Annotated in this window: 11 protein-coding genes; 5 read left to right on the top strand and 6 right to left on the bottom strand. The window is 70.6% G+C overall.

All coding sequences use genetic code 11. The features are described from left to right. From AB0472_RS42275 to AB0472_RS42260, 4 genes are all read right to left on the bottom strand, one after another. Positions 1–687, bottom strand: a 687-nt coding sequence (locus tag AB0472_RS42275; protein ID WP_366364703.1) for an amidohydrolase family protein, incomplete at its 3' end; no start/stop codon positions are given. Beyond that, the gene (locus tag AB0472_RS42270; protein WP_366364702.1) at positions 684–1,571 is read right to left on the bottom strand and encodes an NAD(P)-dependent oxidoreductase; all 888 of its coding nucleotides are present in this window, start codon (positions 1,569–1,571) and stop codon (positions 684–686) included. The genes AB0472_RS42275 and AB0472_RS42270, both read right to left, overlap by 4 nt. After that, entirely contained in the window at positions 1,568–1,906 is a 339-nt protein-coding gene (locus AB0472_RS42265; RefSeq protein ID WP_366364701.1) for an antibiotic biosynthesis monooxygenase family protein, read from the bottom strand. The genes AB0472_RS42270 and AB0472_RS42265 overlap by 4 nt, the downstream gene beginning before the upstream one ends. Positions 1,907–2,131: 225 nt before the next feature. Continuing rightward, a complete protein-coding gene (locus tag AB0472_RS42260) occupies positions 2,132–3,376 on the bottom strand; it encodes an Ig-like domain-containing protein (protein ID WP_366364700.1) in 1,245 nt (414 codons plus the stop codon). Between the two features lie 742 nt (positions 3,377–4,118). On the opposite strand from AB0472_RS42260, the gene AB0472_RS42255 reads away from it, so the two are divergent. The 3 genes from AB0472_RS42255 (at position 4,119) to AB0472_RS42245 (ending at position 6,032) form a co-directional block, all read left to right on the top strand. Further along, positions 4,119–4,754 carry a ParA family protein gene (locus AB0472_RS42255; RefSeq protein WP_366364699.1) on the top strand — a complete coding sequence of 212 codons (636 nt, stop codon included), beginning with the start codon at positions 4,119–4,121 and terminating at the stop codon, positions 4,752–4,754. Beyond that, the gene (locus AB0472_RS42250) at positions 4,751–4,975 is read left to right on the top strand and encodes a hypothetical protein (RefSeq protein ID WP_366364698.1); all 225 of its coding nucleotides are present in this window, start codon (positions 4,751–4,753) and stop codon (positions 4,973–4,975) included. The genes AB0472_RS42255 and AB0472_RS42250 overlap by 4 nt, the downstream gene beginning before the upstream one ends. Before the next feature lie 94 nt (positions 4,976–5,069). Continuing rightward, positions 5,070–6,032 (top strand): aminoglycoside phosphotransferase family protein, encoded by a 963-nt coding sequence (locus AB0472_RS42245; protein WP_366364697.1) that lies wholly within the window; start codon positions 5,070–5,072, stop codon positions 6,030–6,032. Positions 6,033–6,159: 127 nt separating this feature from the next. On the opposite strand, the gene AB0472_RS42240 is transcribed toward AB0472_RS42245, so the two are convergent. Together AB0472_RS42240 and AB0472_RS42235 are read right to left on the bottom strand one after the other, a co-directional pair. Then, positions 6,160–7,230 carry an acyl-CoA desaturase gene (locus AB0472_RS42240; protein WP_366364696.1) on the bottom strand — a complete coding sequence of 357 codons (1,071 nt, stop codon included), beginning with the start codon at positions 7,228–7,230 and terminating at the stop codon, positions 6,160–6,162. 152 nt (positions 7,231–7,382) lie between these two features. Beyond that, positions 7,383–8,216 (bottom strand): PIG-L family deacetylase, encoded by an 834-nt coding sequence (locus AB0472_RS42235; RefSeq protein WP_366364695.1) that lies wholly within the window; start codon positions 8,214–8,216, stop codon positions 7,383–7,385. A gap of 810 nt (positions 8,217–9,026) precedes the next feature. Here AB0472_RS42235 and AB0472_RS42230 point away from each other — a divergent pair. Continuing rightward, positions 9,027–12,587: a choice-of-anchor D domain-containing protein gene (locus AB0472_RS42230; protein WP_366364694.1), complete on the top strand. Its 3,561-nt coding sequence runs from the start codon at positions 9,027–9,029 to the stop codon at positions 12,585–12,587. Positions 12,588–12,715: 128 nt separating this feature from the next. After that, positions 12,716–14,686: a discoidin domain-containing protein gene (locus AB0472_RS42225; protein WP_366364693.1), complete on the top strand. Its 1,971-nt coding sequence runs from the start codon at positions 12,716–12,718 to the stop codon at positions 14,684–14,686. Positions 14,687–14,699 lie beyond the last annotated feature (13 nt).

The following is a 14,699-nucleotide window of genomic DNA, read 5'->3' as shown; positions in this document are numbered from 1 at the left end:
GGCGGGCGCCCCCCCCCCGCCCCGGGGGGGGGCCCGCGCCGCCGTCTGCAGACGCTCCGGCAGCAGCGCCATCGCGCCGCCGCCGGTCGCGCCGATCAGCCGCAGCTCCGGGTACTTGTCCAGCCACCCCGCGAAGGCGATCATGGCCATGCCCATGGTGACGTCGCCGAACCGGCCGATCTGCTCGACGAAGCCCATCTCGTCGACCCGTTCCGTGCCGGCCGGTTCGGCCGGGGCGTGTACCAGGACGGGTACGCCCGCCTCCGCGGCCAGCGCGAAGAAGGAGTCGGCGCGCGGGGAGCCGAGCAGCTCCCCGTGGACGCTGGACGTGGTGATCAGGCCGACGAAGGCCGGGTCCGCCAGGGTCTCCCGCACGCCTTCGAGGTGATCGTCGTCGCCGAACGGGTTGGCGTACACGTAGCCGCGCAACCGGTCGGGGAACCTGCCGATCAGCCCCGACATCCAGGCGTGGAAACCGCGCAGCCTGTCTCGTGGTTGCGCGTAGTTGTCCACGCCCGGTACCCGCGCCATCGCTCCGGCGCCGACGGGGCTGCCGATGATGGTGAGGTCGATGCCGGCCTCGGCGCGAGCGGCGAGCATGCCGTCGACGTCGGTGAGGCTCGGCGGCATGGGGAAGCGTTCGGCCGCCTCCGGCGGGGAGAGATGCCCGTGGATGTCGATGATCACGTGTCGCTGCCCGGTTTCGGTGTGAGTGCGCGGGTGACCGCGGCACAGTCCTGGTCGCCCAGTCCCTGCTCGGTGGCACGGACATGGGTCTCTGCCGCGGCGGTCGCCAGCGGCAGACTCAGGCCCACTGCGGCCGCCTGTTTGGTAGCGAGCATGAGGTCTTTCGCCATCAGCCGCAGCCGGAAGTCCGGCTCCTCGAAGCGGCCGGAACCCAGGCGCCTCGACTTGAACGCCATGACCGGAGAGGCGAAACCGCTGCCCGCGATGGTCTTGAGGACCGCCTGACGGTCGAGGCCGCAGGCGGTCGCCAGTTCGCTGACCTCGGCCAGGGCCTGCACCTCGATGCCCATCAGGAGGTTCAGGCACAGTTTCATCCGCATGCCGGAACCGAGTGCGCCCAGATGGACGACCTCCTTGCCCAGCGCCTCCAGCAGCGGGCGGCAGGCGCTGAACGCGCGCTCCTCGCCGCCGACGAAGAGCCGGAGCTCGCCGTCACGGGCATGGTCGCGGTTGCCGAGCATGCCCACGTCCACGACCGACGGGATGTCCCCGGCGATCTGGACGACCTCTTCGGGGGAGACGGTGCTGGCGCAGACGAGGACACCCGGGTAGGAGCCCTGGGACAGGATGCCGTCGGGTCCGTGCAGCACGGAGCCGAGGGCCTCGCCGTCGGCGACGACGCAGACGGCGGCACTCGTGCCCGCGACGGCGTCGGCGGGGTGCCGGGCGACGAAGGCGCCTGCCTCGGCGAGCGGCTCGGCCCGCTCCGGGGTACGGTTCCACACCCGGACCCGCATTCCCCGGTCGAGGAGGCGGGCGGCCAGGCCGGAGCCCATCGTGCCGAGCCCGAGTACGGCGACGGGGCCGTCGGCGGTGCGCGTCATGACGTCACCCCCGTCGTCTCCTTCACGACCCGGAACCGCAGCGACTGCGTGGAGTCGACCCACTGGCGCAGCGGGGCCACCAGCGCGCGGTGCTCCGCGCTCTGCTGCCAGGCGAAGAAGTGCTCGGCCGTCTGCCACTCGCTGGTGATGACCCACTGCCGGGAGTCGTCCACGGGCGCTCCCAGCCTCTCGACGATGTGGCCGGGGGTCCGGGCTACGGACTTGCGGAGCTGGTCGTACACGTCCAGGAATCCCTGCTCGCCGCCCTCGATCACTCGGACGGTGAAGACGACGCTCAGCTTGTCGGCCGGCCGGCCGTTGTTCCTCGTGCCCATGTCTCCTCCTGAGGGTGAGATCCGGCAGGACACGACTCCCACGGCCTCATGTCCCCCGTGCGGACGCAACTCCGAACGGGGGACGGGCCAGTGGGGACAAGGGGTTAACGGACCGTGATTGCTCTTTCCGGGTGAGTGACGAGGCGCCGTGCGTCGTCGGCGTCCGGGCTCGGACGGCCGCGCCCGAACGGGTGTCTGCACCCCCGATGCGCGCCGGGGGATCTGTCAGCCGGCCGCGCTGCCCGAGACCCACTCGGCCCACGGCATGTTCCAGTCGCTGAACCCGTTGTCGGGGGCCAGCGCGGTCTTGTCCGCGGAGTTCTTGACGACCACGACGTCACCGATCATCGAGTTGGCGAAGAACCACGCGGCGGGCTGCTTGCCGTCGCCGCCGCCCTTGACGTCGTTGAGCCCCACGCAGCCGTGGCTCGTGTTGGCCTTGCCGAAGATCGAGTCGGCAGCCCAGTAGTTGCCGTGGATGAACGTACCCGAGGCGGTCAGGCGCATGGCGTGCGGGACGTCGTCGATGTCGTACGCGGGCTTGCCGTCCTTCGTCAGGCCGACGGTCGCACCGTTCATGTGGGTCTGCGTGAACTTCTCGGAGATGACCATCGTGCCGTTGTGCGTCGGGTGCTCCGAGCTGCCGGACGAGATCGGGACGGTCTTGATCGTCTTGCCGTCCCGGACGACGGTCATCTGCTTGGTCCTGGCGTCCACGGTGCTGATCTGGCTCCGGCCGACGTGGAAGGTGACCGTCTTCCGGATGCCGTTCCGGGTGAGGTCGACGGTGACGGTGGAGCCGGGCTTCCAGTAGCTCTCGGGGCGGAAGTCCAGCCGGGTGTCGTTGAGCCAGTGGCCGACGACCCGCTGCCCGCTGCTGGAGCTGACCCGGATCTCCGACTGCACGGCGGCCCGGTCGCCGACCGCCTTGCCGAAGCTGACCGACACCGGCATGCCCACGCCGACGGTCGAGCCGTCCTCGGGGAAGAGGTGCCCGACGAAGTCGTTGGCCGGGGAGACCGTGGTGATCGTGGCGTTCGCGGTGGCGGAGCGGTTTTGCGCGTCCTGGGCCTCCGCGGCGATCTGGTATCTGGTGGCCCGTTCCAGCGGGCCGTTCGGCTTCCAGGACGTGCCGTCCGCGGACAGGGTGCCGGGAACCTCGGCGCCGGTCGCGGTGGCTGTCATGGTCACCTTGGTGAGCTTCCCGTTGCTGACGGTGACGTCGACGGGGCCGTCGACTCCGACGCGGTAGGCGCCCTGTCCGGGCGTGATCCTTATTCGGGCGTCGGAAACGTCCTGGGCGCCCGCCTCGCTCGGCTGCGCCCGCGCCGGCGGTTTCGGGTGGCTCCCGGTGTCGTTCCCGCTGGTGGCAGCGTTGCTGGTGCCGCCGAGGACCGTGAGCGCGAGGACACCGCCCAGTACGCCGGCCGTGGCCGTCAGCCCGGTGGTTCGCTTACGTGCCGTGATCAAACGCTTCTCCCGTGACGCCGGTCGGTGAATCCCTGGAGCTGGTTGCCCGCCGAGTGCAACCAGCTGTAAAGGACTACTTTTATGGATTCATGCGCCCTGAAGACAGGACTTGTGGCGAATTACACGCGTCGCGAGAGCGTCGCCGAGGTACTGCCGGCCGATCGGACGGCCAGGCCTTCGAGGCATGACCGCAGGTCAGGGAGATCCGGCTGGATTCGGCTGGGGAAGCGAGAGATCACCGACGCTCGACACGTCGACGCGGTTCACGCCCGTGGCCCGGTCCCAGACCACCTCGCCGCCCGCCTCGATGAACATCACCGGGTGACACGGGATGACGCCTCCCGGCACGAGGTACGGCAGTGGGACGCGCGTGCAGCCACCCCCGCGCCGACCGCTCCCCGGCACGAACCGGGCCGGGTCGAACCATGGGTCCCGGCGGATCCGTGACAGATCTCGTCGCTGGTCGCATCACGCCTCCTCGGCCTCCGTCACACCCCCCTGTTTCAGGTCACCGTCAGCCCGCCGGGGCCCCAGGGCAGGCCGAGGTTCGGCGGTGGTTCAGGAGTGGTCGAGACGGGGGACGGCGCCCCGTGACGGCGTGCGCGGCGGCGGTGGCGTCGTCGGGCTCGTCCCCGGGGGGACTGGCCCAGACGGATGATTCGCCGGTGCCGCAGGGTGAACGACGGCATGCTGTGGGCCGACTCGGCGGTCGGCGGGCGCTAGCGGCCCTACGTTGTCCGGTGTGCCGCTGAGTTATGCCTTTGTGAACCTGAAGCCCGGGGTGGGCAAGACGACCAGCGCGGTCTGGCTGGCCCACGCGCTTCACGAGTCGGGCATCCCACCGCTGCTGGTCGACAGCGACCCCGCCTCCTCCGCGCTGCGGTGGAGCGAACTGGCCGGTGGTTTCCCGTTTCCCGTGGTCGCCCTGCCGGTGGGCGACGTGCACCGGCGCGTGAACGACTTCCTGGGCGAGCGGCAGGCCGTCGTGTTCGACGCTCCGCAGATGGAGGACCACGCGCACATCGCCCGCAGCATCATGAGATACGCGGGCGAATGGATCGTGCCGGTCACTCCGGCCCCCATCGAGCTGGACCGCATGGCGCCCATCGGCGGCGAGATGGGCGACGTACAGTCGCTGCGCGTCCAACCGGCCCACGCCGCCGTGCTGCTCAACCGGACCAACCGCGCCGACGCCACGCGCACGGGTCCCGACGCCGACGCCCGTGAAGCCCTCACCGAGCGGGGTTTCGACGTGCTGTCCACCCACATTCCGCGCCTCGACCTGTACGCGCAGTCGTTCGGAAGCCCGGTGGAGGCCAAGGGCTCGGCGTACATGGACCTCGCGAACGAACTCGTCAAACGACAGGACAAGGCATGAACCAGCGCAAGGACACCTACCGGGCCGCCCTGCAGCGCGGACCGGAGGCGGTCGTACCGCGTCCCGTCAAGGTCAACCGGCTGCACACCCGCTACGTGCGGGTGACCATCGAGCTCGACACCGGCCTGCCGCGGGACCTCGTGCAATGGGCGAGGTCACCGGTGTCCGCGATGATGCGGGCAGGCGCCGCCGCCCTGCGGCCCCCGAGCAGCGCCCGGTGACCCCGGCGCCCGCCGCCTGAGTCCCCGCCCCGCGCCGTCGCCTCCGCGGGGAAAGCCGTTGCGCGGGCCGCCGGGCGGATGATGGGGTGGCACGGTGTCCCACGACGACGAGGCAGCGGCCCTGGGGCCGTCGGCACTGGCCTGGGTGGGCCGGCAGCTGGCGGCCGGTGAACGGGTCGTCGCGGTCGAGGCACTGCACGGCGGTATCACCGCCGAGATGCGGCGGCTGACCGTCGGCACCCGGGACGGGGCCACCCGCCACCTGGTGCTGCGGACCTTTGCCGACCCCTACTTCGCGGAGCAGGCCGGGGATCTGCTGAACCGCGAGGCCGGCGTCCTCGCCCTGCTCGCCGGGACAGGTGTGCCGGCTCCCGGACCGGTCGCGGTCGATCCATCCGCCGCGCACTGCGAGTACCCGTCACTCCTGATGACGCATCTGCCGGGCCGGACGGTCCTCGAAGACCGGGGACTGGAGGCGCGCGTTCCCCTGCTGGCCCGTCAGCTGGTGGCGATCCACGCGGTGCGCCCCGCCGAGCGACCCCGACGGTACACGGCGTGGACGACCGCCGATGCCGTCGTCCCGCCGGACGGCGCCGACCGAGTGGCGTGGGCCGCGGCGGCCGACGTGATCCGCAAGCCGGCGCCTCCCTACGAAGGGCGGTTCCTGCACCGCGACTTCCACCCCGGCAACGTGCTGTTCGACACGGCGCCGCCGGGCCCGGCCGGTCCCCGGATCACCGGGGTCGTCGACTGGGTGGAGACCTCCTGGGGGCCGGCCGACCTCGATGTGGCGCACTGCTCCACCAATCTCGCGATGCTGCACGGCCCGGCGTGGGGTCTGCGGTTCGCCGAGGCGTACGAGGAGGCCGGCGGGGTGCCGGCCAGGACCGCGACCGAACGGCTGTACTGGCGGCTGCTGGACGCGCTGGCGTTCTCCACCGAGGTGCGGACGGTGGCGCGGCCGTGGCAGGAGGCGGGCCGGACGGAACTGACGACGCGGACGGTGGAGGGGAGGCTGGACGCCTACGTCACCGCCCTGCTGGACACCCTCGGCTGAGCGGCGGCACCCGAGGTGAGGCCGGGCACCGCCGCACGTGATACCGGGTGCCTGCGCCACGTTCGCCATGTCTGCCACATCCGCTGCGTTCGCCATGTCCGCCACATCCGCCGCGTCCGCCTCGGCGTCAGGACGCCCCGCACCCGCGCCTGATGGGTTCTCCCACCCGGTGCAGGTGGGTGAGGGCCTCGCGGTAGGACCGCAGCAGCCCGGTCTCGTGGTATGGCACACCGATCTCCGCGCAGTACTCGCGCACGATCACCTGGGCGTGGCGCAGATGCGGGGTGGGCATGCTCGGGAACAGGTGGTGTTCGATCTGGTAGTTGAGGCCGCCGAGCAGCACGTCCGTGCACCGGCCGCCCCGCACGTTGCGGGAGGTGAGTACCTGGCGGCGCAGGAAGTCGGGCCGCTGGTCGCCGGTGAAGGTGGGCATGCCCTTGTGGTTCGGGGCGAAGGTGCAGCCGAGGTAGACGCCGAAGAGGCACTGGTGCACGGCGATGAACGCCACGGCCCTGCCGGGGGAGAGGACCAGGAACAGCGCGGACAGGTAGGCGGCGAAGTGCAGCAGGAGCAGCGTGCCCTCCGCCACCCGGTTCCTCATGGTCGGCGAGCGCAGCGCCCGCACGCTCGACACGTGCAGGTTGAAACCCTCCAGTGTCAGCAGCGGGAAGAACAGGAACGCCTGGTGGCCGCCGACCAGCCGGGCCAGGCCGCTGCTGCCGCGCGCCTGCTCGGTGGACCACACCAGGATGTCCGGCGCGACGTCGGGGTCGAGTTCCTCGTGGTTGGGGTTGGCGTGGTGACGGGTGTGCTTGTTCATCCACCACCCGTAGCTCATGCCGATGGCGAGGTTGCCGAAGAGCCGGCCCCAGGTCTCGCTCGGGCGGCGTCGGCGGAAGACCTGACGGTGCGCCAGATCATGTGCCACAAGGGCAACTTGGCCGAAGACGAGGGCCATGGCGGCGGCGACGGCCAGCTGCCACCAGGTGTCGCCGAGCGCGAGGAAGGCCGCCGTGCCACCCAGCAGGGCCGTGATCACCAGGCCGAGCCGTACGGCGTAGTAGCCCGGGCGCCGGTCCAGCAGGCCCGCCTCGGCGATGCGCCGGGAGAGCCTGGCGAAGTCGCTGCCGGGACCGGAGGTCCGCGCCGGGTCGGTGGTCGTCGCGGCCGCGACGGGAGCGTCGATGGAGAACGTCATGCCGCCGAGTCTGGGCACGGCCTGACCGCGCCGACAGCGGGCCAGCCACCGGATCCGCAGGGGGACTTCCTCCGAAATCCCGGGGGGTTATCACCCCTTCCGATTCGCTGACCTGCACTTTCGGCGCCGTCACGGCCGTGCCGGCGGGCTGGTCAGCGCAGTCCGGCGAAGAGGTCGTTCTCGGGTACGGCCGCGCCGGTGGTGTCCTGGACGCGGACGAAGGTCTCCACGCCCATCAGCTCGGTGAACCGCTCCCGGCCCATCCTGAGGAAGAAGATGTTCTCGCCCTGGCTGGCGTGCGCGGCCAGCGCGTCGAACTTCTGGCCACCGAACGCGGTGGTGTCCACCCAGGTGCTGATCTCGTCGTCGGGCAGCCCGATCTCCGCGATCGCGGCGGCCTCCGCGGGATCCGGCTCCGGCACGTCCTCACCGAACTCGCGCATGGCCTCTCCGAACCGCTGCATCATCGAGCGCGGCGCCGTCGTCCAGTACACCTTCGGGGTCGGTTCGGTCATCGCCAGCGCCGCCATCGTGATGCGGTTGGCCTGGATGTGGTCGGGGTGGCCGTAGAAGCCGTTCTCGTCGTAGGTGACGACCACGTCGGGCCGGTAGCGCCGCATGAGTTCCGCGAGCCGGGCGGCGCCCTCCGCCACGGGCGTCCGCCAGAAGGAGCCGGGGGCGTCGTTGGCCGGCCAGCCCATCATTCCGGAGTCGGCGTAGTCCAGCGTCTCCAGGTGGCTGATCTTCAGGATCTCGCAGCTCGCCTCCAGCTCCTGGCGGCGCATCGCGGCGACGGCGGCCGGATCGTGCCCGGGCTCGCCCGGCTTGACGCCTCCCGGTCCGTCACCGCAGCCGCCGTCGGTACACGTCACGAGGACCGTGCGTACGCCCTCCGCCGCGTACCGCGCGAGGACCCCTCCGGTTCCGGTGGCCTCGTCGTCGGGGTGGGCGTGTACCGCCATGAGCGTCAAGGGCCGGTCGTTCATGAAAACAGTCCTCCTGTGTGGCAAGGCCTCGGTCCGAGTCCGCGGCGGGTACCTGCGCGGGCGTCCCTGAATAGCAGATCACCGGGTGCACCGCGGACGAGAGGGTGCCGGATCACGCCGGGTCGGAGGACCTCTGGTCGGTGCCGTCCCCACCCGCGCGATGCCGGTCCCTCGGCGGGTGCAACAGCGTCGGCCGGACAGGCTGTTCCCGCCGTACGGGGTGGCATGCGCCGCATCCGAGGAGAGGCGGAGCCGAGGCCTCCACAATCGATTATTTGCGTATATCGGCAAAAAAATTGCAAGAACTTGCGTGTTTCATGCTTTGCTTCGTCGGGATCGGGTCGGGGCCTGTGGATCCCGTGGAGCGCCTCTTGCGCGAAGGGTGTCACCGGGCTGCGGGTGGAGGGCGGCGTCATCGCGGGCGCCGGCCTGCGGTACGGCACGGTCCACCGGCGCGTCGGGGGCCTCGACGGCACGCCGCCGTCGGCCCTCTGTTCGGCATCGCCACCGACGTCGCCACCCGCGTCGCCACCGTCGCCACCTGTCCGTCGGCGGGGGCGCCCGCGCCCGGACCCTGGCCCTCGGCGGCGGCGCCGACCTCGCCACCTTCGCCGTGGCCACCCGTCCCGTGACCCCACATTAGATCTTGCATGCCAAATTTTTATTGTTGCAATGCTCTGTCTAGTTATTGCGCGCCGATGTCGGCGACATTACGGTCCCCCGTGCGTCATCACCTTCCTCCATCTCCCCTACCGCCCCGGGCGCTGTCAGCGGAACAGCCCGGGCGTCCCGTGATGAAAGGAGTGGTAAGTGATCCATTCCATCCGAGATCTGAGACGAGCGCTCGTCTGGGCGGTCAGCACCGCGATGCTGGCGGTCGCCGGCGTCTTCGCGCTGGCCGTCCAGCCGGCCGCGGCGGCGGCCGCCGCCACCGGCGGCAGCGGCGCGAGCCTGCCGTACGTCGAGGTGCAGGCGGAGAACTCCGCCACCAACGGCACCACCATCGGCCCGAGTTACACCCAGGGCCAGCTGGCCGACGAGGCGTCCTACCGCAAGGCGACCACCCTCCAGGGCACCGGCCAGTACGTCACGTTCACCACGCCGGTGGCGACCAACTCGATCAACTTCCGCTACAGCATCCCCGACACCTCGGGCGGCTCGGTCTACACCGCCGCGCTCTCCCTGTACGTCAACGGAGTCAAGCAGCCCGACTTCACCCTGACCAACGCCTACAGCTGGTACTACGGCAGCTACCCCTTCACCAACACGCCGGGCAGCAACCCGCACCACTTCTACGACGAGGCCCACCGCCTGTTCTCCACCACATATCCGGCGGGTACGACCTTCAAGCTGCAGGTCGACTCCGGCGACACCGCCTCCTCGTACACGATCGACTTCGCCGACTTCGAGCAGGTCGGCGCCGCCCTGAGCGCCCCCTCGGGGTCGGTGTCGGTGACCAGCAAGGGCGCCGACCCGACCGGCGCGGCCGACGCGACCAGCGCGTTCAACGCCGCGATCAGCGCGGCGGGCCCCGGCGGCACCGTGTGGATCCCGCCGGGCACCTTCAACATCCCGGGCCACATCAGCGTCAACAACGTCACGATCGCCGGCGCCGGCATGTGGTACTCGACCGTCACCGGCACGGCACCCGGCTTCTACGGCAACTCCGCGCCCTCGCCCAGCACCGGCGTGCACCTGCAGAACTTCGCGATCTTCGGCAACGTGCAGGAGCGCAACGACAGCGCCCAGGTCAACGGCATCGGCGGCGCGATGAGCAACTCGACCGTGTCCAGCCTGTGGATCGACCACATGAAGGTCGGCGCCTGGATGGACGGGCCGATGGACGGGCTGACGTTCAGCGGCATGCGCATCCGCGACACCACCGCCGACGGCATCAACTTCCACGGCGGCGTCACCAACTCGAAGGTCACCGACAGCGACATCCGCAACACCGGTGACGACGGCATCGCCACCTGGGCGGACTCCGGCATCGGCGCCGACGCCAACGACACCATCTCCAACAACACCGTCTCCCTGCAGATCCTCGCCAACGGCATCGCGATCTACGGCGGCCACGACAACACCGTCAGCGGCAACCGGGTGGTGGACTCCGGCATCGCCCAGGGCGGCGGTATCCACGTGGGGCAGCGCTTCACGTCCACGCCGGTCGGCACCACCACCATCTCCGACAACACCATGGTCCGGGACGGCAGCCTCGACCCGAACTGGCAGTTCGGCGTGGGCGCCCTGTGGTTCGACGGCAGCCAGGGCGCGATCACCGGCCCGATCAACGTGACCAACGCGCTGATCCAGCAGAGCCCGTACGAGGCGGTCCAGTGGGTCGAGGGCACCATCAGCGGCGTCAACCTCAACAACGTGACCATCGCCGGCACCGGAACCTTCGCCCTGCAGGAACAGACCGGCGGCGCGGCGAAGTTCACCAACGTGACGGCCACCGGTGTCGGTTACTCCTCGCCGGTGTACAACTGCTCGGGCGGCAACTTCGTCGTCACCGACGGCGGCGGCAACTCCGGTATCAGCGGCACCCCGTACTGCGGAGGGTGGCCGGCCCCGGTCTTCCCGCCCTATCCGTCGGAGGGCGTGACGGCCACCCCCGGCGCGCTCAACTTCGGTTCGGTCCCGACCGGTTCGACCAGCGACGCGCAGACCGTGACGGTCTCCAACCCGACCAACAGCGCGGCGTCCGTCTCCTCGGTCTCCACCAGCGGCGACTACTCCCAGACCAACACCTGTGGCTCGTCGATCGCGGCGAACGGCTCGTGCACCGTCAGTGTGAAGTTCGCGCCGACCGCCACCGGCACCCGTAGCGGCTCGCTGACCGTCAACGCGGGCGGGGTCACCAACACGGTCACCCTCTCCGGCACCGGCACCGCGCCCGGCCCGGTCCTGACCACCGACCCGGCGAGCCTGGGCTTCCCCGCCACGGTGGTCGGTTCCTCGGCCGACACGCAGACGGTGAAGGTGACGAACTCGGGCACCACGTCGGCGACCGTCTCGGGCGTCTCGGCGACCGGTGACTTCAGCCAGACCAACACCTGCTCCACCCTCGCGGTCGGCGCCTCCTGCACGGTGACCGTCGGCTTCAAGCCCACCACCGGCGGGTCGCGCACCGGCAACCTGACCGTCACCAGCAACGCCAACAACAGCCCCACCGTCGTCGCCCTGACCGGCAGCGGCATCGACAGCACCACCGACATCGCCGCCGGGCGCCCGGCGACGGCGAGTTCGAGCAACAGCCCCTACGTCGCCTCGAACCTCACCGACCCGGACGCGTCGACGTACTGGGAGGGCACGAACGGCTCGTTCCCGCAGTGGGCCCAGGTCGACCTCGGCCAGAACTACAGCGTCGGCAAGGTCGTGCTCAAGCTCCCGCCGGCGACGGCGTGGTCGGCGCGCACCCAGACGCTGTCGGTGCAGGGGTCCACGGACGGCTCCAGCTTCTCCACGCTCAAGGCGTCGGCCGGCTACACGTTCGACCCGAACGCCAACGGCAACACGGTGACCATCACGTTCAGCGCCGCCACCGCGAGATACGTGCGGGTGAACATCACCGCCAACACCGGTTGGAACGCCGCCCAGTTGTCGGACTTCGAGGTCTTCCCCAGCACCGGCGGCTCCTCGCCGGCGACCCTGTCCGCCAACCCGACGTCACTGACGTATCCCACCCAGGCGCTCAACACCGCCAGCAGCGCGCAGACGGTCACGGTGACCAACACCGGAACCGCCGCGGCCACCGTCTCCGGCATCACCGTCACCGGTGACTTCGCACAGACCAACACCTGCGGGACGTCGATCGCGGCGGGGGCCTCCTGCACGGTGGCCGTCACCTTCACACCCACCGCGTCCGGCACCCGCACCGGCGATCTCGGCATCGCCAGCAACGCGTCGAACGGCACGACCACCGTCGCGCTCACCGGCACCGGCGCCGGCACGGTCAGCAGGAACCTGGCGGCCGGCGCGGCCACCACCGAGTCCAGCCACACCGACGTATACCCGTCGTCGAACGTGACGGACGGCAACCAGGGCACCTACTGGGAGAGCGCCAACAACGCCTTCCCGCAGTGGGTGCAGGTCGACCTCGGTTCCGCGCAGAGCGCGAGCCGCGTCGTCCTCCAGCTCCCCGCGACCTGGGGCGCCCGCAACCAGACGCTGTCCCTGTCGGGCAGCACCGACGGCTCCTCCTTCAGCACCGTCAAGTCGTCGGCCGGCTACACCTTCGACCCCGCCACCGGCAACACGGTCACCATCACGTTCACCGCGACCACCCAGCGGTACTTCCGGGTGAACATCACGGCGAACAACAGCTGGCCGGCCGGCCAGCTCTCCGAGTTCCAGGTCTGGAACACCTGATCCACCCCGCCGGTGCCGCCGGGCGCGCCCGCGCCCGGCGGCACCGACCACGGAAGGCCACCCGGCCACCCGGCCAATCGATCATTCGATCATTCGGCCACTCGACCACTGCGACCGGAGGAATCCAGATGGGTGTCACACGCAGAGTCTTCTTACGGGCCGCGGTCGCGGCCGGCGCGGTGGGAACCGTGGGCACCACCGGGACCGTGCTCGCCCCGGCCGCGTCGGCGGCGAGCGCGCCGGGCGACGTGGTCGGCAGGATCACCGTCGGCTACCAGGGCTGGTTCGCCTGCACCGGCGACGGCGCGCCCATCGACGGCTGGTGGCACTGGAGCCAGGACTGGGGCCGGTCGCCGTCCCCGGCCAACACCACCGTCAAGTGCTGGCCCGACGTGCGGGACTACACCAGCACGTACCAGACGTCGTACGCGGCCCTCGGCAACGGGCAGCCCGCCAGGCTGTTCTCCTCGTACGACCAGCAGACGGTGAACACCCACTTCCTGTGGATGCAGCAGAACGGCATCGACGCCGCCGCCCTGCAGCGCTTCAACCCCACCGGTGGCGAGGGCCCCACCCGTGACGCCATGGCGACCAGGGTGCGCGGCGCCGCCGAGGCGTACGGGCGGAAGTTCTACCTCATGTACGACGTCTCCAACTGGACGAACATGCAGTCCGAGATCAAGACGGACTGGACGAACAAGATGTCCGCCCACACCGCGAGTGCGGCCTACGCGAGGCAGAACGGCAAGCCGGTCGTGTGCGTCTGGGGCTTCGGCTTCAACGACCCCAACCACCCCTTCACCGCCGACGCCTGCCTCGACGTCGTCAACTGGTTCAAGGGACAGGGCTGTTACGTCATCGGCGGCGTCCCGCGCGAATGGCGGACGGGTACCGGCGGCTCCCGGTCCGGCTTCCTGGGCGTCTACCACGCCTTCGACATGCTCTCGCCGTGGATGGTCGGTGCCATCGGGAACATCACCGAGGCCGACAACGCCTACACCACGTACACGGTCCCCGACCAGGCCGACTGCAACGCCAACGGCATCGACTTCCAGCCCTGCGTACTGCCCGGTGACGTCTCCGCCCGCCAGCGCGCGCACGGCGACTTCATGTGGCGGCAGTTCTACAACATGGTGCGGGCCGGGGTGCAGGGCATCTACATCTCGATGTTCGACGAGTACAACGAGGGCAACCAGATCGCCAAGACCGCCGAGACCCAGGCCTGGGTGCCCGCCGACTCCGGCTACCTCGCCCTCGACGAGGACGGCACCGCCTGCTCCGCCGACTACTACCTGCGCCTGACCGGCGACGGCGGCCGCATGCTCAAGGGCCAGATCGCGCTGACCGCCACCCGGCCCACCCAGCCGGTCCTCCCCACCGGCGACACCACGGCGCCGGCCGCGCCGGGCGGCCTGACCGTCACCGGGCACACCGCCAACTCCGTCTCACTGGCCTGGAACGCGACCACCGACAACGTGGGCGTGACCGGCTACCGGATCCTGCAGGTGTCCGGCTCGACCAGCACCCAGGTCGGCACCACCGGCGCCGTCTCGTTCACCGTCACCGGACTCGCCGCGTCCACCGCGTACAGCTTCGACGTCGTCGCCCACGACGCGGCGGGAAACGTCTCGCAGCCCTCCAACCAGGTCACCGTCACCACCGACCCCCCGTCCGGCACCACCGACCTCGCCCTGCACCGCCCGACGTCGGAGAGCAGCCACACCCAGGTCTACGGGTCGTCCAACGCGACCGACGGCGACCCCGGCACCTACTGGGAGTCCGCCAACAACGCCTTCCCGCAGTGGGTCCAGGTCGATCTGGGCGCCGGCACCGGCGTCAGGCGGATCGTCCTCGATCTGCCCCCGGCGGCCGCCTGGGCCACCCGTACCCAGACCATCTCCGTCCAGGGCAGCACGGACGGCGGCACCTTCACGCAGCTGCTCGCCCCGGCGGGCTACACCTTCGACCCGGCGACCGGGAACATCGCGGCCCTCACCCTCCCCGCCACGGTCACCACCCGCTACGTGCGGCTCACCTTCACCGCCAACAACGGCTGGCCGGCCGGGCAGGTCTCGGAGTTCCAGGTCTTCGGCGCCTGAGGGCCGACCGCAC

Origin of the sequence: Streptomyces sp. NPDC086777, assembly GCF_040702065.1 — a bacterium.
Lineage (GTDB): Bacteria > Actinomycetota > Actinomycetes > Streptomycetales > Streptomycetaceae > Streptomyces.
Note: the sequence above shows the minus strand (reverse complement) of the source record. Positions and strands in the feature narration are given on the sequence as shown.

Excerpts from the sequence above, each read along its gene's own strand:
- AB0472_RS42240 (WP_366364696.1), bottom strand. The coding sequence starts at position 7,230 with ATGACGTTCTCCATCGACGCTCCCGTCGCGGCCGCGACGACCACCGAC.
- AB0472_RS42225 (WP_366364693.1), top strand. The coding sequence starts at position 12,716 with ATGGGTGTCACACGCAGAGTCTTCTTACGGGCCGCGGTCGCGGCCGGC.
- AB0472_RS42270 (WP_366364702.1), bottom strand. The coding sequence starts at position 1,571 with ATGACGCGCACCGCCGACGGCCCCGTCGCCGTACTCGGGCTCGGCACG.
- AB0472_RS42235 (WP_366364695.1), bottom strand. The coding sequence starts at position 8,216 with ATGAACGACCGGCCCTTGACGCTCATGGCGGTACACGCCCACCCCGAC.
- AB0472_RS42265 (WP_366364701.1), bottom strand. The coding sequence starts at position 1,906 with ATGGGCACGAGGAACAACGGCCGGCCGGCCGACAAGCTGAGCGTCGTC.
- AB0472_RS42250 (WP_366364698.1), top strand. The coding sequence starts at position 4,751 with ATGAACCAGCGCAAGGACACCTACCGGGCCGCCCTGCAGCGCGGACCG.